Source organism: Faecalibacterium sp. AF28-13AC (genome assembly GCF_003478405.1).
GTDB classification, from domain to species: Bacteria; Bacillota; Clostridia; order Oscillospirales; family Ruminococcaceae; genus Faecalibacterium; species Faecalibacterium prausnitzii_E.
The window spans coordinates 172827-199276 of the sequence record NZ_QUFG01000005.1 but is presented as its reverse complement, the minus strand read 5'-3'; the positions used below and the strand labels follow the sequence as shown (position 1 = coordinate 199276).

Annotated in this window: 16 protein-coding genes; all 16 read right to left on the bottom strand. The window is 45.0% G+C overall.

All coding sequences use genetic code 11. The annotated features are described in order from the left end of the window. Positions 1 to 7 precede the first annotated feature (7 nt). Complete coding sequence (locus DWY95_RS09055; protein WP_118553270.1) at positions 8 to 328, bottom strand: hypothetical protein; 321 nt, start codon at positions 326 to 328, stop codon at positions 8 to 10. A gap of 54 nt (positions 329 to 382) precedes the next feature. Continuing rightward, the gene (locus DWY95_RS09050; protein WP_118553269.1) at positions 383 to 877 is read right to left on the bottom strand and encodes a hypothetical protein; all 495 of its coding nucleotides are present in this window, start codon (positions 875 to 877) and stop codon (positions 383 to 385) included. After that, positions 874 to 1095 carry a hypothetical protein gene (locus DWY95_RS09045; protein ID WP_118553268.1) on the bottom strand — a complete coding sequence of 74 codons (222 nt, stop codon included), beginning with the start codon at positions 1093 to 1095 and terminating at the stop codon, positions 874 to 876. Before DWY95_RS09045 ends, DWY95_RS09050 begins: the two co-directional genes overlap by 4 nt. A 150-nt stretch (positions 1096 to 1245) precedes the next feature. Then, on the bottom strand, positions 1246 to 1680 hold the full coding sequence (locus DWY95_RS09040; RefSeq protein WP_118553267.1) for a hypothetical protein: 435 nt from the start codon (positions 1678 to 1680) through the stop codon (positions 1246 to 1248). Further along, positions 1677 to 2294 (bottom strand): hypothetical protein, encoded by a 618-nt coding sequence (locus DWY95_RS09035; RefSeq protein ID WP_118553266.1) that lies wholly within the window; start codon positions 2292 to 2294, stop codon positions 1677 to 1679. Before DWY95_RS09035 ends, DWY95_RS09040 begins: the two co-directional genes overlap by 4 nt. A 33-nt stretch (positions 2295 to 2327) precedes the next feature. Beyond that, positions 2328 to 4808 (bottom strand): hypothetical protein, encoded by a 2481-nt coding sequence (locus tag DWY95_RS09030; RefSeq protein ID WP_118553265.1) that lies wholly within the window; start codon positions 4806 to 4808, stop codon positions 2328 to 2330. A 70-nt stretch (positions 4809 to 4878) separates the two neighbouring features. Continuing rightward, a complete protein-coding gene (locus tag DWY95_RS09025; RefSeq protein WP_118553264.1) occupies positions 4879 to 5985 on the bottom strand; it encodes a hypothetical protein in 1107 nt (368 codons plus the stop codon). A 16-nt stretch (positions 5986 to 6001) separates the two neighbouring features. Further along, positions 6002 to 6364 carry a hypothetical protein gene (locus DWY95_RS09020; protein WP_118553263.1) on the bottom strand — a complete coding sequence of 121 codons (363 nt, stop codon included), beginning with the start codon at positions 6362 to 6364 and terminating at the stop codon, positions 6002 to 6004. Positions 6365 to 6394: 30 nt separating this feature from the next. Then, the gene (locus tag DWY95_RS09015; RefSeq protein WP_118553262.1) at positions 6395 to 7027 is read right to left on the bottom strand and encodes a hypothetical protein; all 633 of its coding nucleotides are present in this window, start codon (positions 7025 to 7027) and stop codon (positions 6395 to 6397) included. A gap of 3 nt (positions 7028 to 7030) precedes the next feature. Beyond that, complete coding sequence (locus DWY95_RS17075; protein ID WP_158577553.1) at positions 7031 to 7186, bottom strand: hypothetical protein; 156 nt, start codon at positions 7184 to 7186, stop codon at positions 7031 to 7033. Beyond that, positions 7183 to 7497, bottom strand: a complete 315-nt coding sequence (locus DWY95_RS09010; RefSeq protein ID WP_118553261.1) for a hypothetical protein — start codon at positions 7495 to 7497, stop codon at positions 7183 to 7185. Before DWY95_RS09010 ends, DWY95_RS17075 begins: the two co-directional genes overlap by 4 nt. Before the next feature lie 13 nt (positions 7498 to 7510). Beyond that, the gene (locus DWY95_RS09005) at positions 7511 to 14302 is read right to left on the bottom strand and encodes a DUF6273 domain-containing protein (RefSeq protein WP_118553260.1); all 6792 of its coding nucleotides are present in this window, start codon (positions 14300 to 14302) and stop codon (positions 7511 to 7513) included. A gap of 25 nt (positions 14303 to 14327) precedes the next feature. Beyond that, the gene (locus DWY95_RS09000) at positions 14328 to 16784 is read right to left on the bottom strand and encodes a DUF5048 domain-containing protein (RefSeq protein WP_118553259.1); all 2457 of its coding nucleotides are present in this window, start codon (positions 16782 to 16784) and stop codon (positions 14328 to 14330) included. Next, positions 16781 to 18553 (bottom strand): hypothetical protein, encoded by a 1773-nt coding sequence (locus DWY95_RS08995; protein ID WP_118553258.1) that lies wholly within the window; start codon positions 18551 to 18553, stop codon positions 16781 to 16783. The genes DWY95_RS09000 and DWY95_RS08995 overlap by 4 nt, the downstream gene beginning before the upstream one ends. Positions 18554 to 18578: 25 nt before the next feature. After that, the gene (locus tag DWY95_RS08990) at positions 18579 to 19895 is read right to left on the bottom strand and encodes a hypothetical protein (protein WP_118553257.1); all 1317 of its coding nucleotides are present in this window, start codon (positions 19893 to 19895) and stop codon (positions 18579 to 18581) included. Positions 19896 to 19973: 78 nt separating this feature from the next. Beyond that, positions 19974 to 26342 (bottom strand): hypothetical protein, encoded by a 6369-nt coding sequence (locus DWY95_RS08985; protein WP_118553256.1) that lies wholly within the window; start codon positions 26340 to 26342, stop codon positions 19974 to 19976. Positions 26343 to 26450 lie beyond the last annotated feature (108 nt).

Here is a 26450-nt window from a genome sequence, read left to right as displayed (position 1 = left end):
AGTCACCTCAGTCTTTCTTCAGTTCATTCTTGACTTTGTTCTCCTGAGTGTCCAGCTCCTTGACGGCAGCTTCAATCATTGCTTCGATCACAGGAGTGACCTTGATACCAAGCATACCGAGAATCTCTTTTGCCTTGGCGTTCTTATCCACCTTGGGGATTGCCCCAGACTCGGCCAGCTTCTCTGCGGCCATAACACCGATCTGAACCATCTTGTACAGACCAATCTTCTTCAGCCAGGGAAGACCGTATGCAATCAGATAAGAACCGCCAGCAGTAACGACCAGCTTCACGAGGGTAGTAAGCAATTCATTTACAAGTTCCATCATAATAAGCACCTCCAAAATAAAAGCCCGGCGGCATACAGCCAACCGGGTTATGTATCAAGTATTCTTTGAACTTTGTCCATCGATCAGATAGCTTTCCAGAGCAGCTTTCGCTTCTTTCATCGGGTCGATTGCGTTTCCGTCAATACCATGACTGAGCAGAGCCAGCAGAGCTTTCATCATTACATTGATTCCATGTTCGCTTCGATTTACACGCTGTTCAACGCCAGCGATTTTACGACTATGTTCCTCGACAATGATGTCCTGTTCTTTCTGGTGTTCTTCCAGTGACAAAATTTTAGAACGATATAAGTCCAGAACTTCCTGATCATTCTTGAGTTTGCGGTCTACATCTTCGAGATGTTTGTCATGGTCGTCCAGCTTTGCATTCTGTTTCGTGTCCGGTTCTTTTGCCTTCTTGATTGCGCTGAGAATAACGGCGACGGCAGCTGCAATTGCTGTGATCCCTCCACAAACACCAAGGATTGATGTCCATAACTGCTCAATGGTAAAAGTATAAACGTGCGGACCAGCATTTAACAATCCAATCATTCTGTAACACCACCTCCTCCAGCAGTAGAGCCGCCAGTGGTATCATTTTTAGGCGTCAGCGTTTTATTCAATGCGGCCAGTTGCTCGGCAATTTTCTGCAATGCAGTCACGATGGATTCTGTATTGGTCGTACAGTTCGTATCAAATGTCTGGATTGCTGCGGTAAGCTCCTTTCCGGTCTCATCGAGGATAAAGGGTTTTAGTATTTCCTGTGCCATATTTTCTCCTTTCTGTTGACAATTTCTTGACGATATGATATATTCCAAGCATGCTAGTTTTTCGTCGAGCTAGTATGTCGATTAGGCAAGGGAAGAGTCTCCGGTGGTTTTCCATCGGGGATTCTTTCTTTTTAGCTTAGAGCTATCGCATTACCAGTGATATTCTGGCTTCTGTTCGTGGAATAACAAATGGCGCAGCCAATCATCAACATAGATGCACAATAGCGCAAGGAAGAACCATAGCACAGTGAATGGGAGACAGATTTGGCCCAGTAGATTGAAGGGTAGGGAAGAGTAGTCCCAGATATGCAAGCCCATCATCAGGTTCAACGGGATGCCTACTACCAGTTCCATGCCGGTTACAAATAGTGCTCCGACGAGACCTTGTTTCCACATCGGCATTTCCCACGGAATGTAATTGTTCAATCCACCGATCACGACGAAGCAAATGCCGCCCACAACAGCCATCGTCCAGTGCGAATAACCACGCCAAAGAATTTCGATGCAATAATAAAGCGCCCCTCCAATCAGGAAGAGCGCGATACACTTTGCTAATTCTTTGTATTTTATTCTGACATCATTCATGAGACGACCTCCTTACCGGCTTCGGCCAAGTATGCGGTCAGCACAGGATCGTATGTAATTTCAATGGCGTCCAGTTCTGCCTGGGTCGTACATTTCTTAATGGCAAGCTCCAACTCCTGCTGACGAGATACAAATGGCTTTACATAAGTTCCAATTGCCAAAGCAAGTGCGGCCAATTCTTCGTAATTCCACTCCACGCACTCGTCACCAGTCGAATTCCACGTCAGCTTGAACGATTGCCCGGCGGTGGCGGAGATTTGATACAGCGCCAAATTCGAGGTCAGCAATGCCTGTTTCTCAGTCGTAACACTGTAATACTTGCCGTCTGACCACTGAATCGGGTGCGCAGCCAGATATGCAGACAGTGTCGTTTTTGATTCAGAAATTTTGTCTTCTTTACGAGGTTTGAGAGCTTCTTCTTCGGTTGGAACCGTACCTGATTCAATAATCTCATAGCGGTCTTCTTTGTCATCAATGGCCCAAAGAACACTACCTGGCAACGCAGAACTATTATGGTCGTTTAGCTGTGTCGCCATCGTAGAATATTGATCGCATTGTTCTTGAGTTTCGACTGGTTTCATGATAAAATATCCAACTTTAATTTCTTCGTTCAAATTTTTCACCTCTTCTTTCTAATAAAGCAACACTCATTTCCAAGTACCGACCGCGATCCACTGAACATCGTTATATGACATGCCGTGTCTTGCATAGGAAAAGCTAGTTGTAGAGCAACCAGTTATATATGAGGCGTTATTTGATGATGTAGTTGCAGTCAGCGAAATACTATACTGTGAATTATTGAATGCAACCGGGAAACTTGTACTGCCAGAATGATCGGATTCTTTATAAAAACCCCAACACATTTGAGTACCATTGCCAAACCTAACATAATAAATACCAGCACCAGTTTTGCCCGATGCGGTGACACCGTTGCCTGCGCTATTAGCAGTACCGGCGCTTGTAGCTTTACCATCGAATGATGCCGCGGTTACTTTTGTGAGACCACCACTGCCGTTACAGAACCTGTAATCATTTATAGTTGAATTGCGATATCCAAAATAGACAGCATTATTTGTTGGCGTCCCTGTAAAGTTGATTTCGTTACCTGCTGTGAAGTTGAGATAATCGGCAGAGTTTGCTTTATTTGCTACGTCAGCACTAGGGTGATAGTTTTCTGTATAGATGCGCTGCCAACCATACCAATCGTCACAACAATCTCGCAATGCTCTTGACCATAAACCTTTACCACCTGTCCATTCGCCACAGATTTCAACAGTACCGGATGCGCCTTGACCGAATCCAATTGTTGAAGTATAAGTAGTTGGCATTCCAGTATGAGCCGATGCGTTTGAATTGTAGCTATACACATTACCATATATTTGATTCCTGCCTGTTTGTGCGTTTTTTACTCCAACGGAATTTATAAACGAATGAGAATGTCCTGCGATAGCAAACTGACTCTTATGAACAGCTCTCAGTTCATAACCATTCCAACCGGCGAGCCAAGTATAATCTGCATAACTCATACCGTCTTTTGAGTAGGCAAATGTGGTAGTTCTGCCATCTCCGACATCTTTTATACTATTATGTGTGTGTCCAGCAACCGCGTAATCTCCAGTATTTTTAGTCACGATTGTTCCAAATCTACCACGGTCACAATACGATAAATTCGATGCACCGTTAGAATTATATGCACCATCCCAATACGCCATAAACGACATAGTAGGTACAATGGCATCGTCTGTTGCATTATTTGTCCAGTCTGTGCTGCCCTTGTTTGAACGTGATTTCGTATTCTTATATGCAGAATCTCCAAGACCAAGCCAACTACGAACTCCGTCTTTTGAGGCGGGGTGTATTTTCTTATCGGACGTATAACCAGCAACATAAGCAAGAGTTTTGGCATCAAGGTCAGCACCCTGCCAACCGATTTTGATGGTATTATTTGCGTTATTATAATCTCGGACACCTGTGGTAGCTATACCGGCAGTCGCAACATTCTTGTTTTTATCTGCGGTGTTGTCCACGTTCTCTAGGCCGACATCATTTTTGTCCAACTTGCGAAAGGTTGCTATACCATCTTTATCTTGAGGACTTGCCAATACTGTATCAGCTTGCCGAACGATCGTTGCATCCCAAACTCGCGTTGTATAGTCCTCTAAATTTTGAATTTTATGGTTATGACCAATGGCAGAATATACACTGTCTGCTTTGGATTTAATATAATCCCACAGAACAGTCAAAGGACGCCGATAATATTTTTGATTTGCGGTGTTTGTATCTTGTGTGATAATTTGGACACTATCGTTTAATGTGGTAGAATTTCCTATGCTTAACCCACTTATAAGTTCACTCAAATCATGCGTGTGGTCTGTGGGACTCTTTTTCTCAAGCTTCCCGTCCATTTCAGCCTCGGTATAATACCTGTCGTCGTGGTTATGCGCTTCAACAGGGAATGTCGTCGGCTTATCTCTCACATTTCCCCATGCAACACTATTTGCACTGTCTGCTGTTCCGGCAGTAGTTGCCCGCTTAACTGTTTTATCAGCATCCGCAATATTATCTACCTTTCCCAGTCCAACCTCTGCTTTTGTATAACTCGGCTTTGTTGCCGCCTTTGCCCACGGATATACATCACTTGCAGGCATCGAGGTAGGAAAGTCAGTGATATCTGCTTTTCCGTGCTGGTGGTTTTTCGCCGCAAAGAAATCTTGCGCCTTTGTTTTGATGTATTCCCATAGCACTACTAACTTGCGCCGGTAATAATGCGACTGCGTAATGTCCGTATCCTGTGTGATGATCTCCACATCATCATTCAAGGAGGTCGAATCTCCGGCAGGCAGCTTTGCGATAGCTTCGTCTAAATCGATAGTTTTATCATTCAGCAGTGTCCAGTTCCCACCCAAGAACACATACAGTTTATCAGGCTTCAAGTAATAAAGTTTTTCGGCTAGAGGAGCCAATGGTAAGTCACTCACAACCTCTAAATCGCTTCCGATTTTTACGTGAGCCGTAGCAGTGTCTCGATAGGCGTTTCCCGTGTCAAGGCAAACAATAAGCTGTCCATCAATTACAGGAGTCGAATCGAGCTGTGATTGCGCAATTTCGCGCAGAGATAAATTTGACATCAGAAAACTCCTTTTCGATAAAAAATAACCCTGCACTCCATTACAGAATGCAGGGATTCATATTAGATTATTATGTCTCAGCGCTTGCACCGGTATCATCAATCGGTTTCCAAGTCAGAGCCTTCTCAACCACCTTCACGCGGCCATCCATTGCAGTATTCAAACCATCTGTATAGGTTTTAGCCCCAGCGAGAGCAGCGTCAGCCTTCTTGGTAGCATCCGCAGCAGCCACAGAAACAGCATCATCATGAGAATTCTTCAATTCGGTCTGCGACACTTTTACGTTCCATGCTTCACGTTCTGCTGCAGTGATATGTACGGTAGTATCCTTCGCATGAGTATTAAGTGCATCCTGAATGGTTTTGACCTTGGTATCAACTTCGGTCTTTGTGTACGCATCAGGCACAGAAACATACAGACCATCTTCCTCAAGCGTTAGCGTATTATTTGCTTTTGCAGAAACCTTCACTGCGACACTGATCTTATTATCTGCAGAAACAGTCACCTCAGCGGACGGGGTTGCAACACCTGTATAAATATCAATCAGTGAGCCAACCGGAATCTTGATGACATCGCCACTGGTAAGTGTCAGTTCAATGTTCTTGTCCTTGGTATTATAAGTACCGTTCTTTACCACCAGATCCTTACCCAGCGCAATCGTCAGTGTATCACCACCAAAGACGGGCAGTTTGATTGTGCGAGTCTCTGCGTCATAGGTGGGCTCATGAACAACACCAGTCAGAGTAGTGGTAACAGGTTCATCACCCTTTGCCACACTCAACACACCAGCATTATAGGTAACATCTGTAACGAATTTACCCTTGATACCTTCCACTGCGGCAACCTTGGCATTGACATAATCGGCGACAGCCTTGGTGGTCGGAATATCATTGTCGGTTGCATCTGCCGGGATCTGAGTTACTGTGGATTTATTCAGCTGCACAAATTCCACGCCGTTCCAGATGTGCATACTATAATCTGTCATGCGGAAATAGATGATACCCTGAATCTGACCAGTCGTCGGCAGAGCAGAGACCATCTTACTGGTTTTCGTGTATTCAGCAGTGCCTTTGAATAACTGTAATGTATCAGTCGTAAAGTACAGCGTGTCCATATCCTTGGGGGATAGGGCATCATACCGTGCTTTCGTGCCATATGAAAATTTTACTTGTGCCATTTGTTCCTCCTTCTTTTTAGAATTCCGTCCACTGGAAATTTGTCTGACTCACAATAAACGGTTCAACTAAAAAGCGCCCCGTGGACGCACTTTGCTGTACGACCCACGGAGCGTATTTCCCTTTATTGTCTTTTATCATCACGGTCTGCCCAGCATATGAATCATCTGCAGCATTCAGCGCCTTGTTTGCTTCCGAAACCGTATTGAACATCAAATTTCGCGGACGAATCGTTTGAACGGATAAATCATCGCGCACATACTTCAGTTCAGAAGTGTCTTTTGTAATGATCATGTCACGTTCGTCAATCAGGCCAAGAGCAATGGCAGCATCAATATCTTCGTCATTGCCGTAGCCGAGTTTCGAATATTCTTTTGCCATCGTTGCCTCCTTATTAAGAGAGCGGATGGCTTAGAACGGAACCACCCGCATCGTATGAGAATCTGCACCAGAACCGCCGCCTGCAATTTCGACAGCATTGCCGATCTCTTTACCATTCGAGGTAAGCTGTAGGATGTTGTTCTGATATTTGATGTTGTCTGCCTTACCATCCAGATTGATATTCAGCTGGTCATACATACTCTTGTTCAGAGCAATCAACTCGATAAGGCGCTGGTCAAGCGAACTCAAAGCTTCATCGGGAACCACGTCTGCCCAGTTGCTAATCGGGATGATATGTACCACGCCTGGGCCAACCTTGCGCACATGTTGGATCGTTTCACCCTCGGCAGTCATCTCAACATCAGAGAAGGTCAGCCAGAACTCAATATCGCCAGCTTCGCTTGTCAGGTTCGTATCAAATGGCAGTTTATACTCCAACTTGTTTTTGTATAGCTCTGTAGATTTTTTTAGAATCTCAGTTTTATAGCTTTTGCTAACAGGGAGCTTGTACTCCAGCAAAACTGTATACTCAGTCATGTCTACGCCACTATAAATCGTATCAGCCAGAAAATGGAGGCTATCCACCAACTTACTGCGTTGCATAATACGCTCAGTCAGACTTGCGGTAATACTGTTATCTGCATTGATCAAAAAAGTGTACATGGCTTACACCTCCTTTCCGTTCACGATATACTCATACTCATCCAGAGAGATACGCCCTTCATCAAGCTTCTTCTTCAAAAATGAATTCTGCACCTTGTGGTCATGATAGAGTCGATGCAAACTTTCAACGAACTCGTTATATTTCTTCTCCTCGCTCATAACAGCCCTCCTTCAATCAGTGTCAGAGTATAAGCATCAATAATAGCCTCAGGCGAGGTTCCACCCAAGGCTTTGATCTGGTTATATTCGTATTTGTCAATTTCCTGCAACACAACAGTATCGTAACCATCAACAGGGATGTAATAGTAGCCATCTACATGCCAGATATACTTGCCATTGCTACTGATGATACCCTGTGCATCGTCTTCCGTGCAGTTCACCATAATGCCATGTTTCGGCTGGTATTTCACAAACTGAAGGCGGTCAAGAGCATCGATCGCTCGACCGTTTTTAAGTACCTTGTAATACACTCTCAACACCTCCTTAAATGCTGAACTCAACAGTTACACCCAGCGACTCAGACGGATAATGGAAGCCATACAGCTCGCCAGTTTCCTCAATTGCGTAGAAGTAGCCATCGTAATTAACAAACGGAGAGCGCAGCCAATACTTGGTCGGTTCACCATCTGCGTTATGCTTAATGCGGGATTCATTGCCAGTCAGGTAGCTGATAGTCTGACCTTCGTAGATGTATGGTTCATCGATCATAGAAGAGCTCACTTCAATCGCAGACGGAATGAAGAAGTAGCAGTCCGAAGTCACAATCTCCTTGCTCTTACCACCGGCAGAACTCGGCACCTTGACTTGCTTGACCAGCTGTTTCCAACCAATCGGAAGCGCATCAACCAGACGAGAATCCAGATATTCGCGCAGAGAAGTGTTCGCCCAGCCACCCGCATTCGAAGAGGAACTGTTCAGCGGCATATTCTGACCCAGCGTGTCTTTCTGCAGGAAGGTAATAGAGCAGCGCTTGTTGGAGTTGTCACTCAGATAGAAGTTCTTGAAGCTTGCAACCTCAACAACCAGATCATCGTGTGTCCATGCGGCCAACTCACGGCAAGCAGCATCACCAAGGTCTGCGTACCAAAGCTTAGACCAATAAACAGTACCTTTAGCATGGCTCTCATAAGCACCATCGTCTGCTTTTGCACATCCAAACACCAATGTAGCGTTCGTCTTAGTAATGCGAGTACGAGCGATTTTTGTGTAGGAAATGCTGGAACCATAAATATTAGAAGAGTAGACATACAGCCCGTTGTCTCCCTTGATGTGTCGGATAACGATCATATCGCGGGAACCAGCAGAAGCGCCGTTTGCAGAGTCAATACCCCATGTCATCTTCACACCATTTGAGTTCCAGAGCTTGATACCATTCATGCCATTCTGCTCAAAGCACTGCATCAGAACGGTGTTATTTGCATTAGCTGAGTCTATCTTGTAATCAACAGCCAGCACAAAATCTCTGTCCTCATCAAACAGGGTGACGTCTGTATCAACGTAGGTCTTTCCGTCAAATACCTTCGGCTCATTGAACAAAACCTTTTCAGTGATATCGTCATAAGAGAAGTCATTGCCAAGCTGAATTGTAACCTCATCCTTTGCTTCAACAACAGTCTGTTCTACGCCAACCTTATTCATTGCGTAGATTTCAACCGGGCGCAGTTGACCGATTTCCTTTCCGTCAAAGTAGTTGGAAACATACTCACACACGTCATAAACAGCGTTGATATCCTTGTCGCCAACAACATAACCACCCTTATCCCAGCCGCTAAACAGGTAATACTTGAATGCAGTCTCTTCTGCGGTATAGACCGGAGTGTCGCCGGTATAAAGCACCATAGAACCATACGGGGCAACAGTTTCCTGCAGCACAGCGCCACGGTTCATATAGCGGACAGTGTACTTGCGCACAGATTCGGTATAAGTTGCGGTAACAGTCTGATTGCTGAAAACAGTCGTAAACTCAGTATCCCAGCCGCTGAAAGTAAAGTCCGTAGAGATGGTGCTCTCAGCAGTAGGTGTCGGAATCGGATTCTCTTCACGGGTAACAGGGTCAACTGCCTTACCACCCTTATCAATGTACTGGATGTCCAGAACAGTGCCGTCTTTATTCACAAACGTCCACTTGAACTGCTGAACCAGCGTGTTATAAGTGATATTCAAATCAGGCCACTGTGCCGTAAACTCTGCCAACTGACGCTCACGCATAATGGGCACATGGACACTACCTTCAACAACAGAATGGTCAGTGTTATAACCGTTTTCATCCAAGCCGGTCATCTTCAGCAGACGATCCAGCAGGGAAGTATCATCCAGCTGCCAATCAACGCCGGTCAGACGCACACGGTTCAAACTCGTGCACTTTGCCAGCATTCCAACTAGGTCAATAGTCGGGCAGTTCTCGGCAGTCAGAGTGGTAATGTTCTTATAATCTGTAATCTTTAGGTCAGTCAGATAATTCAGATTCTTAGCGCTCAGGCTTGCAATCGCAGGCAGTTCGGCCTTCTTGATCTTACCACCTTTAGCGAATGCGACACCAGTAATCCCAGAGCCACCAGCGTAGAACTCTTCCAGATTCGTACAACCAGTCAGACTAATAGATTTCTTCAGGTTCGGCACGTTCTGCAGGTTCAAATGCTCCAGCAGAGTGTTGTTACCAACTGCGAAATCCGTCATGTTCGTATTCTTGTAACCCTCGACAGCAGAACCAATCTTCAGGTCGGTCAGCTTTACGCCATGGCTGAAATCAACATAGCCAGGGTAGAAGCCAGAAATGTCACCAATACTCTGGATGATAGAGGCGTTATAGACATAGACCTCAGTATCATTCATAGCCTCGATCGGGCACTGGATTGCATAAGTCTGGCCACGCTTGCCACGCACCTTCACAGGGTTAGAGCCGTACCGCACAGAGACGTAAGTGTCAGCATAAGGAATAATATGGAAAGTGCCATCGGGCTTCACGCCCGTCCAGTTGGTCGGAGTGTAACCGCGAATGGTCATATCATCCGAAGTACAAGTAGCACCTGTATATTTAGATGCCATGTATTTTTCCTGATAGCGCTGGAATTGACGCCGCTGATGACGTTTGTTACCGTGCATCATAGGCAGATAGCTGGTCGTTCCATTGTCCTCATAAGTACGGAAATACTTGCGCCGCATGTCCATGATCCACAGTTTCTCAGGCTTTACGTCCTGATAATCCTCAAATTTCTTCAGGATACGGGTAGAACTCCATGCCAGAGCACTCTCACGATTCAGGAACATCTTTGCAAGGTCATCCGCAAACAGGTCGCGAACCTTACACCACAGCTTCGAGTCATGTGCGTTAAACACGCTCTTTGTGCCGATGGTGTCAGTGTCCTCGTAGCCGTAGCTCAGAGTCAGACCACCCTCGTTATCGTTGCCCATAGCGGTATCGTTATCATAATCAAAGCAGAAATCCCAGTGAATCAGGTCAGTCGTGTGCGGGAATACGTTCTTTGCACGGTTATCCACCATGGTATGGCGCTCTGTAAATAAATAATGGAACAGGGTGGAATCCTTGACAAAGTAATTTTCAAAGTTCTTCTTGAACTCCTCGTCATCAGCATTCACGACCCAATTCTGCACACGAATCCATGCGTTTTTCGCATCTTGAACTTCTTGCTCACTGCAGTTCTTGTTGATGTAGCGGAATTCAAAACTGTGGTCGCCGTTCCAAGTTTCCTCAGAAAAGTCTCCACTCAAGAAGCGAGTCTGTGCATCGGTATTGTTGTCGATTTCAATGATGACTTCCTTGTGGTTGTTCGGGTCCATGCCCATCGTGTCACTATTCTTCTTAGAGTTACCAAAATCGCCACAAGCATAAAAGTGCCACTGACCATCCTTAAAGACAGTTGCATTAGCGGTATCGGTCTCCTGAATAAACACAACACAGGGATAGAATGCCATGGTGTCGCGCACCTTCGGATTATCCTTGCGAGCCTGACGAATGTACGGATTAAACTCGTTGAACTCATCTGCCAGCAGAGCATTATTTGCATTCTCAGAGGAGGCAACATTGACTTTGATGTTAAAATACTTCTCGCCAACGCTGTTTTCTGTAAATGCATATTTGCTGCCAGTGCTCTCGTTACCAAAGGTAAAACCGCCAGAGCAGTCAATGTCAATATTACGACCGGATTCGCCATAAGCATTAGAGCTAGTACCTTGTCCTTTGTGAGAGCCGGTAGCGATCCAGTTGTCTTCCACGGCGCGACCATTCTTATAAATGTGCTGAATAGTCGTATTCGGCACTTCGTTCTTCTTGCCAGTCGTAAAGGTCGGAGCAGAGATCTTGATAATGCGCAGGTCTGGACACTTCTCAGCCAGCAAGTCGGGGTTCAACTCGCCGCTCACGTCCGTAATGTCGTTGCGGGTGTAACGTTCAATCATTTCCTCTGCGTTCTTTGCGTCTGCAATAAAGTTGTCAAGGATCTCATCGTCTGTCAGGTTCATCATGTAGGACTTCATGCGGTAAACCTGTACGTCGCAATCAGGAGAACCAATCGTAATGCCCACAGGAGATGTCTGTGTAAAGTTATCGCTCGCATCATACAGCTCAACACGGCAGGGAATACCATCCAGCCACAGAACCATTTCCTTATACTGACTATCGGGCAGAATATTAAACTCGAACTCCATGAAATCATCTTCACAGGTCGGTAGAGAAATACTGTTCTGCTCACTGGTCAGCGTGATTTTCTGTGCCTGAATATTCAAGCCAATGCCGCCATTCAAACAAGTCAGTGCCGTAGCATCGTAGTTTTTAACATTCGTGGTTTTAAAAACAAGCTTGAAATTCTTGCCCAGCTTCTTAGCGTCGTTACCAAAAAGCTTATAGCTGATAGTTGCTGTCGTGCCAGCCTTAACACAGAAGTAGGTATCGCCATCTTCGTCCAGCTGATAACCGCCATTAGACCAGTCAAAGTTATCGCTGACAGTCAGGCTGTTATTGCCATCCGTCCACAAACGAGTTGCATCTGCGTTCGTTTTACCGGCAGGGTTAAAATCAAATGCCAGATTCGTCTTGACAGGCTCAATGGTAATACCAAGCTCCTCGATGGTAACATTGATTGTCTTGCTTACAGAGCCGCATACAATTTTTAGCACATGAGAACCAACGTTAGCAGATTTCCAAGTCCATGTCTGCATTGTGCGACCAACAGTCAGGGTACCAGTCTTTACACCGTCAACTTCCAGTGTTACAGTGGTCGTAGAACTGGAAGGGTCATAAACGGTGTAATTGATTGCGACATTACTATATTGTTTTACGCTTGCCATCTTTGTAGCACAGCTGATAATAGGTGTTGTATTGCCCTCAGTTGCCCACATGATGTCTTTAGCAATCTTATTACTTGTAACCTGTTTCCCATTGATCTCAGCGGTCATGGAAACTTCCACAAGATGTGCACCATGGGCTTGAGCAGGAATCGCATAAGTCATCTGTCGGCCAGTAACAGCGGTCGTAGTAGAGCCAAGCGGCGTTCCATCAACCGTAAAATTGATAGTTTTGGAAATATTGCCATACGGAGTGTAACGGAAAGTAACCTCGCCGTTGTATACCAGCGTATCATCAAAAGAGCTCTCCAAGTAGAACTCAACGACATTGACTGTCCATGTCTTTGTTCCGATGCTGCCAACGCTATCTGTGACTTGCAACTTGACCGTATTATCACCGCTGTGCAGATACTGAGTCACATCAAAGCTATTCGTTCCCTGAATGACGGTCTGTGTTCCGACTTTTGTGTTGCCAACGTACCAGACGCCAGTAGCGGAGCCAGTATCGTCACCAGAGTTGTCCACAGAAGTGAACTTATAATTGATAATAGCGGGGTCGCCTGCAATAACAGTCAACGCAGAACCATCCAAACGCTCGATGGTAATCACGCTGGAGTTTCCGCCACCGCCGCCACCGCCTTCAATGATGACCTGTGTTTTCACCGTGCCATTTTCCAGCAGACTCAGCTTAGAGTCCTCATAAGTGATATCATACTCGCGGCCAGAATTCGGATCGGGTTTCACATTGTTTAGTTGCTCTCGAATGTCAGAAATGTCACCATTGATGGTGTCAATAGAGGTCTGTAAGCCAGAAGTTGTATTTTTCACCACCGTCAGGTCGTTCGCCACAGTCGTAACGCTGGTTTTTTCGGCCTTCGCTTCCAGCAGCTTGTCCGTTGCTTCCTTATTATAATAGTCGCTCTGCAAAGTGTTCGGCAGATCCCCCACTTCAGTCTTCAGGTCATCCAGAGCGCTTTTTGTATTTTCCAGTTCTGTCTGAACAGGGGAGAGCTTATCAGCGATTTTTGCTTCGACCGTCTTATTGTATGCAGTCACCCAATCTGCACTAGGGTCAGTATTCAGGGTGATGGTTTTAATGACTTTGTCTCCATTCAGAAACTTGATTGTCTGTGTCTCGGCGCTATACTGAACATCAAATTTAGCTAGACCGTCCACTTTTGCAATCTCACCACGGAGCAGAGCCGTAAATCCATCGACTTCTTCCTTGGTGTAATAGTTCGCTAATGTATCAGCCAGACCATCCACAACAGCCTTTGCTTCCTGTGCACTTGCCGCTGCTTTGCTTGCCGCTGTCTGTGCTTCACCAACCTTCTGACTCATAGTAGCCAGGAACTGGGTATACCAGTCATCGCCGGTCGGGTCTGTCATTCCAGAACCAGAAAGGGCCTTCAAAACAGTCAGCTTATCATTCGGACGAGTACGCCACAGATAATTCTTGGATTCGCCAGAGTTGGGAACCGTAATTGCGCCTGTCGCAATGATCTCAAACTTCAGTGCTCCTTCTTTGGCCGTTGCATAGTTGCTTACCATCCAGTAGAAACGAATCTTGTCATTGCTATATGACACGTTCACGGGCGCAGTATAATTCTCATTGTTGTCAGCGTTCACATAGTGGATCTGGATCGTCATCTGCATCAGGTCTACGCCATCGTAATAACGCGGCATTTCAAACGGAATGACCTGACTGTTGTTTTCCTGAGTAATATTTATCTGATTCGGATTCAGCGTAATATCTTTTCCAGAATCGACCGTAGAATAATCATTGTCCGAAAATGTATCATACCATGTGTAATTGCCGCTCCGTGTGAAATTTGATTCCACCTGGTCAGCTTCCAAAGTCGCGATTTCATCATTGGAGTCAACGACCGGACGCTCAGCCTTCACAGAAGCCTCCATCGTCATTACAGGATTCGCAGCGGCCATACGTCTGGATTTGTTAAAAGAAAGTGCCATCTACTCACTCCTCTCGTTTATCTCGTTAAGATTCTGCCGTCAGACTCGGAAAATACCGGTCCATCAGAGAATCCATGTAATATGTGTGCTTGGAATTTTGTGCATTGCCTTCGCCTACAATGTAGGGATAGTATGGGTAATACCGGCTCAAGCTCAAAGACATCGTTCCTTCTCCCAGATTGATACTGATGCTCTTGATGATCCACTCGACCGGTGTTCTTGAATTCAGATATTTTGCCGCATATTCGATCTTTTCATTTACGTCAAGCCAGGGGACCAGCAAGATCGTAATTGAAAGACCATCGGTCAACCGTGCGCGTTTCCATAGCTCATACTCTGCTACTTCCATAGCTCGTGCATCGGTGGTATATCCTTCATAGTCTCCGCCCGACAACACTTCATTGCGCCGCCCGATTTTCTCCACTGTCATTTGCGAATTATACAAATCATCGATATTATTCGGGTCATTCACACAGATGAATTTCAAATTGTCACAATTTTCTTCCTCTTTCTGTGCTGCAATTTCTGCGGCAGTCGGGATAGTATCAACTAACTTCACCATCGCATGAGATTGCTGCTGTCCGATAAAATAAAAGCAGGATGTCGTCGCGTTAAATTGGATGACATAATATTTGCTACCCTGCATAACAGTCGCATCCTGTTCGTTATCGTTTCCATCTGGGTCTGTAGTTGAAGCAAACAGTTTGGATATCTTTTGCGTTTGACCAGCTTGAACGCTTCCGTCCTCTAACTTAGAGTTGTAAGTAATACTCCAAATAATGTTCAACGCGCCTTTTTGTGTAATGGTCACAGGGCATCTGAATGCAATTTTTTTGTCCGATGTAATGGATGGGCCACTGCCACTTGTGCCGGCAGGAAAACCAGCAGAATCAGCTGACACTGTAAGAGACAGCGTATGAGTTGAAGCATCGTAACTTGTGTTATCTGGCGTTGCGTAACAATCCGCGTCAATCGTCGCGCCAAATACCTCAACGACATTGCGTACAGAAGTATAATCTACGCTGGCCGATTCTCCATCCGATGTGACAAGACTTGCAAATAAGTCGCAATCCAAAACCGGTGGGTCATTGAATCCGCTCGGAATCTCCTTGCACACAAAAACATCATCATCAAAATACATTTCAAATGGGTAGTACAAATCCCGCAGTTCTGTGAGCATCTGCCAGATCGTTGTGCCAGTGTCGTAATCCAAATCATGTGGGACTTTACGGCTCCAATAATCAATGCAATATTTTGAGAATTCGCTTTCCTTCATTACCGCTTCAATACTTTTGTTGATATCTGCTTTTTTGTCGATTCGATGTGCTTGTCCTGCCAGCTGCCCAGCCAGGTCGCCATTCAGTCGGGATACCATATCCACACAAGAAGCACTCACTGTATTCGTTGTAGAATTGTATGTGAACCCATTGGAACTGAAACTAAAACAGCCCTGGTTATACCAATGGATCGAAGAAGTATCAAAATAACTGCTAGAAGCGTTTCTTGAATACTCGTCAAAGACCTCTCCGTAAATTCGGGTAACTCGTTTCCGTCCTTCGAATACGGCAGATTGAATATCGTGCATCGAATGGTCAACATAACGGCTGGTCTTTCCATATTCCTTGCGCAGTTCCGCCTCGCTCCAACCAGAGATCGCGCTCACATCAACTTTTTCCAATGTCGCGCCATTCAATTTCATACCTTCCACTGCGGCAATCATACATTTAACGCGAACCTTCTGTCCGTAGATTGTTTCATCAATGCCGGTCGCGTCCGCTGTTAAAATATTGTCGGGTGTCATACCACCAGGCATTGTTTTTATCTTTGCAACAAGAGCATCAAAATAATTCCAAAGGTCATTATCCAATAGTGGAATCAGTCCGTTATTTGTTTGCAATAGGGGAGTAAACGCTATATAAGGCCCAGTTTCACTATCCGTCTCATAAAGCGGGTCGTCTGAACCAAGAACCGTGGAATACGTACCAGCTTCGATTTCATAAGCTTTCGCAAATTCGCTGTATCGCAGCATATTACTGGACGTCCAGTCGATCTTGTCGCGGTTCAAATTGTCGATATTGCCGTATTTCGCATAGCCGTAAGTCTTAAAATTCTGAATCTTCTGGTTGTAATATGTCACGGCATTGATGTATCGGATGTCTTGTTCGGTCAGTAGAGCAGGAGATTTATCGCTGATTTTTGCTTTGGATCTTCCTGCCAGACCGATGTAGACTCGCACATTTCGACTCAGCCATTCTTCCTCTGTGATGTTAGAAAGATTGCTGTTCTTCCCTAGATACATCGTCACATTAAAGGTTCGCCGCACATCGGACTCACTGTCAATGGAAATCGAGCCATCAATCGCAACACCTTCCAAAGAATCAATCGTCGCAAAATCTTTGTTTAACAAGTCGATTCGGCAATATACGTGAGAGGAATGATTCTTTAACAGAGCGAGGTCTTCATCTGTCGGAAGATATGTCATACGCTACCTCCCGGTTCATAAGAACTCAGTCCATTGTTGTACATATCTGCTTCACTCTCGATACTGCCGATCTCCACAAATTCGAATTCGATCATGCCCTTATCAACATGCTCTGGGCAGGAGACAGTCACGTTCCCATTGATGCCAATGAGCCATTCGCGGCCATCTTCCATTTTGAGCACTTTTGCCTTGGTATCTGTCAGCCAGGCACTCAGTTCGTCGCGGAACGCATTTCCACCGTCGATATCAAAACTATCATCTGTATGCTGGAACCGAATACCAACGCCACTAAAACTACCAGTGTAATAATTCGCTTCACTGCCAGAGAAGAGGAATGGATACTTATTGCTCATCGTCTCAACCACTGCGGCAGAACGCACTTTATTTAAGCTATTAACCTTTGGCTCAAGTACGATCCGATAAGTCTTATCCCCATCGGTCAACATTGCACCATTAAAAGAGCTCTTTACCGTTGTCTTGATGTAACCAAGCTCGATTCCATTCGCGACAGGGGAGAGTGCGTACTCATATTCCGTGCCACGTCCTGCTGCATACAGGTCCGAAAATCCAACCGTCACATAACCATTGTCGGATGTATAAACGGTAAGGTCGTTAAAATCAGAGGTCGAAAGAGCCGCGCCGGAAGGGGAGATTACCTCGAATCGGTAATAAGCAACTTTATCAGCGAAAGAACCGGATAACCATGTGAGTGCCTCACTCGATGCCCGGAACTCGCTGCCGCTGCTATAGAATTTTGTTGCTCCAAGAAACGACTTTGTGCTGGAGTATGCGCGGAGACCGAATTGTTTATCTGTCGAGCTAAAATGGTATGAGTTGATTCGTCCAATGCTGAGATAATCCGACAAAACAGAACTATTCGATGCACTCACAGTGCCCGATTCGTTGATGTGTTGGTTTGTCCATGCAACTTTCACGGCCAGTCGATTTAGCGCAATGCTTTCCTGATAGATCGTCATCCACTGTGCCGTGCCTTTTTTACGTCGCTTGAACCGAACTGCATTCACACCGGTGCTCTGCGTCAGATAATACTTTGCATACAAATCGATCTGTGCGCCCCATTTGTCATTGGTGGCGGTGATTTGTGCGTCTCCAATGGCTTCTGTATAGTCCGTATAGATCTGCAAAAATCCAGTATCCAGCTGGAAACCACCCACCGATTCCGCTTTTGCCCGTACATAATAGGTCGTATGATTGTCCAGTCCGTTCACATCAAAACTCTTCATGGAGTCACGATAATAAAAGCAATTCGATTGCGTAATCAATTCCTTGTTTTCGTCGTACAGGTAATACTCGTAGCGATTGATGACTTCACCCTCCGCAATGGGGTAGTTATAACTAAAATCAAAGGAATAAGAAGGAAAATTGATGGTCTTAACCTTACCAAGTGTCAGTTCCGTAGAGGCAAGATACGGCTCAGAATGGCAGTAAAATAAAATGCGGTCACTGTATTCAGAGAACATATTTGTCCCAGCTAAACGGCATCGAATCACGATATAATACGGGTCATGCCGGTTTTTCATCAGATTTGCCGAGAGCGTAAAATTTCGCGCAAGGCCAGAACCAGTAGGTGCCACCGTACCAAACTTATAGATGCCCTGGTCTGTCATGTTCGGAGCAGTTGGATTATAACCAGTAGCCTTATCGAAGATGATAAAGGCGACAAGATCAATGTCCGCATAGGCCGCAAACTGGAACGTGACCTGCTTCGAGCCATCAAATACTCCAATTTTAGATAAGATAGGTTTCATTTTATCACCTCCGACGTGTGTTTATTTAAGATTTCATAACAAAGCAAAGTGCGCCGTCTTCATTTACGGCCATCCCAAGCTCTGCGAGAAAATTTTTCAATGTAATAGCAGCCACTGTTTCATTCAGCGCAGTGACAGAATCATTTGTGTCCGAAATACTCTGTGTCAGTTCACCGTAATGGTCGGATTCCGTTGACTTGGCATTGTTCAAATCGGTCGTTAAAGTACCGATATTTGTTTTGTTTGTCTTTACCTGATCGCTTGCCGTTTTCAAATCGGCCTGCAACGTTTCAATGTTTGATTTGTTTGTACCAATCTGAGAATTTGCCGTCTTGAGGTCGGTCTGCAAGGCTTCGATATTCGTTTTGTTTGTACCGACCTGTTTCTTTGTCTTATTGTAATCCCATGCAGTAAACGAGCCGACATTTCCTTGAATCTGTTCCACTGAATCTTTTACTTTTTCAATTGCTGTTTTATTATCCGAAACACCCTGCGACAGTTCATTATAGTGACTGGTTTCAGTATCGATCTGAGTATTCAAAGTTCTATTGACTTCTTTTGCAAAGGTGTCGTCTGTATATTTAGTTGCTAAAATCCAATCGTCCTTGCTGTATGACTCTGTATCGCCGCGTGATTTGATGCAGACATACAGGTCTCCAGACGGGCCCTCTGTCCAAATATCTCCTGCGTTATACATCGGCGTTGGTTTTTGTGTGAACGTCTGACTTTTTGAGTTCGCCGTATCACGAGCATAGATTGCCATGGAGAGAGCATTGATTAGGCCAGAATCCGTGATTCGCACCCACTCATAACCTTCGCCGGTGTCTGCCCAGCGGAAGCAGTGATTCCTTCGGACATTCTGATATAAGTCACCATCATGGGCTTTCTTTTGCTCATCAGTTGTCCAATTTACAGAGGGGTCATTCGAGCCTTTTTCATTGGGGTCTTTGTATCGATAATACGTTGTAATCGTGTTATTGATCTGGGACTGAACTTCTTTCTGTTCAGAATTCGCTTTGTCTGATAATTTTTCCAAGTCGTTGCCGAGCTGTCCGACAACCGATTTGATATTCAATAGTTCAACATTGGTATTGCCTTCCGTCACAACGATGTTTCGGAAGTTCTTCTGCAATGCCGTCACAACAACTTTCTGTCCAACGCTATATTCGTGAGAACTTGTAAACCGATACACACCGCCAAATGCGGCTACTTTATATGCGGTCCCCGCCTTTTCGGTGATTACACCATAAGTTGATGTATCAAATTTTGCTTCGTCTACGGCTTTTCGTGCGGCAGAAGCAGTTTCTTCAACCAAGATATCAAGTGCTGATTTTTCTGACATGTTCTGCCTCCTGAAAAAATAAAAAGCCGACCCGCTGGGCTATCCCAGTGGTATCGGCATTGTGTGTAGATATTCGATTTAGCGCTTATTCCATTCCTGCGCCATCCGGGTCGAGAAGTTCTTCTTGATTTCAGAAGCCAGATCCTCAGAGTTGCCAACAGGATTGTTGATCACAATATTACCAGTCGAGAAACTGGTGTTGCCAGTGCTCTTCGTAGTAATCGCCTGAGAACCATACTTAGCCATCTGTTCAGAGAACCACTTGTTCGGGTTGCCACCCATCTCAAACAATTTCGATGTAATATCAGCAGGCACCACACCATCACCAGTTTCGAGGTAAGTGTAACGACCAGATTGTGGCTTACGAACCAGAAGCTCAGGGCCAAGCTCGTCAACATTGGCGAAATGACTCTTAGATGCAGACTTTAAGCCGGAAGCGTGTTTGCCAAATAGACCACCAAAGAAATCCTTTGCAGCATTTCCAAGGTATTTTACTGATTCTACAACCGAACTGATCGGATGTGTGACTGTATGAACAGCATTTTGTAAAAAATTGTTCTTTGATTTGTCTTCTGTGTTATATTTTGTAACCGTGTCAAGCAAAGTGCCAACTGGATTCAGCACCCATTCATACCATGCGTGTCCTGTATTCTTTGCAACTTCTTCCGAATCGGATGCTTTTTTGTTGACAGCATCAATTGCGCTGGCAATCGCACTGAAACCTGCTGACGTCGAATTAAGGTTTGTATTGACAGAATTGACGGTATCAGAGCAGCCCTGCTTTGTAGCGAGGTAAGCCTGATCCATGGTCCACTGCATATTCTTCGACAAGTTCGTAGCGCCCGGCTCCACATTCTTCCAAGCATTGTCTGCATCGGTCTTCAGTGTACCTTCCGCACCAAATGTAGCATTACTCTGAGAAGTAATTTCTGCCCAAGCTGTTGAAAGCTTGTCTTTCGGGTTATTTGCCAAACTGCTGACACCCTGTTCCACAGCACCCCAGCCAGAATCAAAGCAGGCACGGGTATCATAGAGCATCTTCTCTGCGCTTCCGCTGGAATCTGCCCATGCTTTACTCAGTGTCTGGTAGGTACCATTTGCCAAATTCTGAACGCCACCGCCGCACTGCTCCCAGCTGCCGACCATCGTGTTACGGATGGTATCCATTGCCTTGGTGCAGCCATCAGAAGAGGACTTATATGCGGAATTCAGTGTATTTGCGGTTTCCTGAGACATGCCAGTAGAAGTAGCATAGACGGCATTCCAACCAGAAGTGTAAATGCTCTGCATCGACTGGAACAAACTCTTTGTGATGTCATTCAGTTGGTCAGAACTCATACCGGCGTTGCTGTCGATCGCATCGTACGTCTGATTCACCAAGGCTTCCATCTTGCTGAACATTTCAGAACTAATCGAAGTGATCTTATCTTTGCTTACGCCAGTCTCTTTTGCCACAGAAGCCCACGTACTTTCAAACGTAGACCGCATCTTGTTCATTGTGTCGATGGTTTTGCTCTTTGTACCACTCAACAGTTCCGTAGTAGAAGAATACTCTTTTGCGCTCTTTGAGATAGCGCCAGAAACACCGGAGCTGAAGCTGCCCAACAGTTTCCCCATATTGGCCTTGCCAAACATGGTCTTGACTCGGCTAAGAATGGTGCCAGCAGCCGTCGTAACACTTGTTGACCCGCCCTGGAACGAGTCATTCATGGAGTCAATCAGGTCTTCTGTGCTCATCTTCACGGTATTCCATGCAGAAGAGAAAGTGTTCACAACAGAGCTTGCAAGAACCTGAGAAGCTTTTGTGACAGCCCCTTCATCGACCTTGCCTTCTACGACATCTTTCGCGGCAGAAGCGCCAAGAATCTTACCGACATTTTCAGTCAACCACTTGAGCGGGTTTTTACCGATCGTCATCAGATTCTCAGTCTCATTTGCAGGAATAACACCGTCGCCCTTTTCGAGATAGGTCATCCGGCCAGTCTGAGGCTTACGGACGATAATTTCGTCGCCTTCTTCATCAACATTGTACGGAGCAGACTTCTTGATTTTCTTATCGCCTTTTGCCTTTTTGCCCCAGTTCCACGGCCAGATCTTCCACGAGCCAACACCCTTTTTGCCAGAAACAGAACTAGATGTGCTGACACCATCGCCACTTTCCTTGAACTTCACACCGAAGACTTTGAGAATACTCTTGATGGTGTTCCAGATATTGTCCAGCATCGTACCAAGGCCAGTCGCATAGTATAGGGATTTCGCACCATATTCTAATTTTTGCCACAGACCTTCGCCCTCAGCGGCCATCTTAGCATATTGAACCGACTTATCCCAACCCTCAACAGGGGAGAGGTGATAGAGCACGTTACCAACACTGCTTACGATCTTCTCACCAGTCGTGCTATTTTGATCTGCCCAGATCTTGGTGTTTTCTTTACTGATCTTACCGAATTGCTGAACAGCGTTATTTACAGCGACCGCAATAAGTGCGCCAACGACAGGAATAGAAGAAATACCAGTAGTTACCGTGGCAGTTCCTGCTCCAGTTGTCGCCGCTGTAGATGCTCCAGTTGTCGCCGCAGCTCCACCGAACCGTGTGAGTAGATTGCCAGCGCCTTTTTGAACGACTTCTTTTTTCGCCAAAGTAGCCAGAGTCTCGTCCACACCAGCTTCAACGCCTGTCGCTACAATTTTACCAGAGAAAATTCCCTTTAACTTATCCCATAGACCAGTTGCCGCTTTAATGATAGGATTGTCTGCATTCGCTTCGAGTGCCGCACCGGTATTGTCTAGGAATGTTCCAATTACTTCCTTCGCTGCTGTTTCGAGCCCCTTTGTTTTCGCTGTACTTATGAAATTACCGATATTGCCAAACAGACCATTCTTGCTAAACAGACCAGTCAGTCCGCCACCGTCTGTGCTCTTTCCAAGCGTACTAATCCACGTCAGCACATTATTCAGAGTCTCAAGTGTCGTAATCAGCTTCTCAATTTTAGTGATAATTTCGTTGACATTCGTGACGACCTGTGTGGATTTCATATTGCCGAGGATAGAGTTTTTCCAATTTTCATTGTAAGAAATCATATCATCGTAGGTCATCTTGTCGAACTCTGCGAGATATTTCTTCTTCTTCTCATAATCCTCAAAACTGGAGCCAATCAGCTCGTTATTTTCCTGGACGGCCTTCTTCAGTTTGTTCAGTCGATCAATCTCGTCCTCTTTGCGGTTCTTTCGAATCGTGTCATCCAGTGTAGACTGTGCATCACGAACGGCGTTCTGGTCAGCCTCCCACTCGAAGCCACTTCCGCCGGCATGATAAACATGGACAGTCTTATTAGCTTTGGCTTTTTCGAGTGCGTCCTGAGCTTTGGAGAGTTCAATGGCTCGTTCCTGGGCATCATTCTGTTCATTCAGTGCATCGATTCGCTTGTCAATCACGTCAAGCCATGCGTCGCCCTGAATCTTGAGGTCATTGGACTTGTCCGTATTGAACTGTTCAAAGACACCAATCAAGTCAGATAAAAGTGATTTGATATTCGAAAGGGTGTCTTCGAAATTCTTGGCCTTATCAGCCGCACTGGTAAATCCATCGCCAGCCTTATCAACTGCCGCAAGTAATTCACGAAGTCGTTGAGCAAGAGCTTTTGTCTGGTCAGCCTTGTCATACTCGTCAATCATTGCTTGAATCTTTAATTTGAAGAGTTCTTTGTAAAGCTGCGTATCAAACTTGATCTGGTCGCCTTCAAGTTTCAAGCATTTGATTTGGTCGTCACTCAGACTCATGAGCTTCTGATAATTATCAATGCTCAGACCACCATAGGTATTATACTCTTTAACAATGTCTTGGATGTCAGAAAATGCGCTCTGGAACCCATCAATCTGATTGTTGGCACGTTCAATCGAAGAACCAATACCGTCGATGTACTCGCGAATGCTCATCACATTCTGAGAGATCTTAGCCGCAGCGTCCTCAAAACCTTGAGCAAGATATTCTCCAGCCTCACCACCAGTCTCACGAGCAGTTGTTGCAAGCCCTGCGAGATAATCAGCAAACATCTGCTTGAATGCATCGCTATTGTAATCAATCTCACCGGTTTCTGGATTCAAAGCATCTTTATATGCTTGATTGGTAAACAAATCTGTGTTACCATATAAATTACGGATAGCTTGGAATTTCTTCTCGATATCATCCGAATCTAAGAACCCAAAATCGTTGTCTTGCTTATTCAAGCCAACACTGTATAAGTCAGAAAATGCGGATTTTATAGCGTCCGTCTTTTCCTTGGCTTCATCCATCGCAGTGCCGTAACCCTTGATAGCGTCAGTCAGCTGCTCAAAAGAGATGGTTGTTGTATCTACATTCTGATCAAGATAATTCAGAATTTTATTCATCTCATCAGCTGATTTTCCGCCATCTTTTGCGGCATTCGCTTCTTTGAGTTGTTCTTTCACAAACTTACGGAACTGCTCTACATTGATTTGGAGCTTATCGCCTTGCTTTGTTAGGCAAGCCGTGAACTTATCATCCAGACCAATCAAAGACTTTGCTGTGTCAGCACACAGATAACCATACTGGTTATACTCCTTCATTGCCTTATTTAAGGTATCGAAGGCAGAAGCTACATCAGTTACAGATTTGGCAGTATTCTTATTCCGGTTCTTGGTTTCCTTATCAAAACCATTCATGTGCTGACGGAACTTATCCGAATTGCCCATAATTTGGTCAACAGTTGCGTCCAAAATATCTAAACCAGAAGCAAGGCCAGCATAGACCTCTTTAGTCCTTTCTGGGTCAACAGACCATGCTGCATCTCCATTTGCCAAGAACTCTTGTGCTGCAGCGGCTGTCATAGATGCTTTTGCAAACTCGCCAAGGGCAGGACAGACCCGTTCAGTCAAAGCTGTTGCTTGGTCTTCTGTTGCCTTGGTTGCATCCTCGACTGCATCCTTCTTTTCGCCCTGAGCAATCTTTGCAAGCTCCGCATTTGCTTTCTCAACAAGAGCCATGGCCGCAGACTGATACTGAGCGGCAATCATACCCTGATACTTCTCGGTATTCACCTGAAGCTGACCATCAACGAGTTCGAGACAACTCAGATACTCGAAGTCTTCATTAAGAAGAGTTTGGAGTGTGTCCGCACTCAAATAGCCATATTTATTGTACTCCTCAATAGCGGTGGTCGCATTCTTATAAGCAGTCTGAATCTCATCAATCTTAGAGGAGATATCCTCCATCTTCTGAGAAGCTTGTGCTACCGCATCAACATCATTTGCAGAAGACTGAGCTACAATACCAACTTGAACAAGTGCTTGGATAAACGCATTCACGCCGTTTGTATCAGCGGAGAAGTCCATGTCGGTTAGAGCCTTACGAAGATTTGCGAGAGCTTGAGCTTGCTCATCAGACAATCCTTCGTTTGTACCCCATAAGAGTTCATTTAGTTTACTAGCATCAAACCCATCAATTGTATCTTCCAGTGTTTGAACGGCAGAATTTACTTTATCAAAAGTAAAGCTAACATCCATACTGTTATTATTGTCATTCTGCCAAAAATCTACAGCTTGAAGCTTTCTACGAGCATTCGTATTATTGTTGATGGCATCGGTAGAATCATTGTAAGCATCCACATCATCATGAAGTGCGGCTTCTTCATCCATTAAATACTGATAAACAGTATGATACGCACCTCCGGCTGCTCTTTGTGCTTCAGTTGTATTTTGAACAATATAATCTAAAGCTCTACCAAGTTCGGAATAATACTTTGCAATAGAATCTGGACTATTAAGGTCTTTTACGCCAAAATCACCGCTCTTATTGAATACATCAATCCCCGCATCCTTTAACTCATTCATAATACCAAGGTTGGCATTTGCAGAAATAGAACTAAAGAAATGAGAGCGATTGTTATCTTTTGCTGTTTTAACTAGCTTATTGCTTTGAGCATCCTTGGATTGCATCAACTTCGACTCGGAATCTTTGAGCTGTTCTTCCGTGATATCCTTCAGCAAACCAAGTTGTTCTTCATATTTTCCATTTTGAAGATCAAGCTGATTTGCTTTGTTTTCGTCAAGAGTGCCTTGTTCTTTTGCAAGAGCCAAAAGCTCCTCTTGGATATCCTTTGCTTGGTCAAAATCTTCTGTACTCCAACCAGACTTGTCACCAAGTTCTTTGTAGGCATCGACTAAATCCTTCAAGGAAGAAGTCGTGTTGTTGGCCGCATCAGCAGCTTCTTTCGTTTTTGTAGCTGCTGTATCAATCCGCTGTGTATAGCTTGTAATCGCACCAATAAGAGAGGAAACTACAAGCCCAGTAACAACACCAAGGGCCATATTCAAAAGTAACGCAGCACCACGAAGAGCCAAAATCTTTAACTTCGTAGCATCAATTGGGGCTTGACCAGAGATTAGCCATTTGATAAAATCAGATATGGAAAGATTTGTCTCGCCCAAAGCCTTTTTGTATGCTTTGTATTGCGCGATTAAGTCAACAAGAGACGCTTTTATTTTAGAAAATGTCTGAATTTGTAACTTTTGAATGTTAGCATCTACCGTGAAGAA

Bases quoted from the DNA above. Each gene is read 5' to 3' on its own strand.
- DWY95_RS09005 (WP_118553260.1), bottom strand. From the start codon at position 14,302: ATGGCACTTTCTTTTAACAAATCCAGACGTATGGCCGCTGCGAATCCT.
- DWY95_RS08990 (WP_118553257.1), bottom strand. From the start codon at position 19,895: ATGTCAGAAAAATCAGCACTTGATATCTTGGTTGAAGAAACTGCTTCT.
- DWY95_RS09055 (WP_118553270.1), bottom strand. From the start codon at position 328: ATGATGGAACTTGTAAATGAATTGCTTACTACCCTCGTGAAGCTGGTC.
- DWY95_RS09045 (WP_118553268.1), bottom strand. From the start codon at position 1,095: ATGGCACAGGAAATACTAAAACCCTTTATCCTCGATGAGACCGGAAAG.
- DWY95_RS17075 (WP_158577553.1), bottom strand. From the start codon at position 7,186: ATGAGCGAGGAGAAGAAATATAACGAGTTCGTTGAAAGTTTGCATCGA.
- DWY95_RS09040 (WP_118553267.1), bottom strand. From the start codon at position 1,680: ATGAATGATGTCAGAATAAAATACAAAGAATTAGCAAAGTGTATCGCG.
- DWY95_RS09025 (WP_118553264.1), bottom strand. From the start codon at position 5,985: ATGGCACAAGTAAAATTTTCATATGGCACGAAAGCACGGTATGATGCC.
- DWY95_RS09015 (WP_118553262.1), bottom strand. From the start codon at position 7,027: ATGTACACTTTTTTGATCAATGCAGATAACAGTATTACCGCAAGTCTG.
- DWY95_RS09020 (WP_118553263.1), bottom strand. From the start codon at position 6,364: ATGGCAAAAGAATATTCGAAACTCGGCTACGGCAATGACGAAGATATT.
- DWY95_RS08995 (WP_118553258.1), bottom strand. From the start codon at position 18,553: ATGAAACCTATCTTATCTAAAATTGGAGTATTTGATGGCTCGAAGCAG.
- DWY95_RS09030 (WP_118553265.1), bottom strand. From the start codon at position 4,808: ATGTCAAATTTATCTCTGCGCGAAATTGCGCAATCACAGCTCGATTCG.
- DWY95_RS09000 (WP_118553259.1), bottom strand. From the start codon at position 16,784: ATGACATATCTTCCGACAGATGAAGACCTCGCTCTGTTAAAGAATCAT.
- DWY95_RS09050 (WP_118553269.1), bottom strand. From the start codon at position 877: ATGATTGGATTGTTAAATGCTGGTCCGCACGTTTATACTTTTACCATT.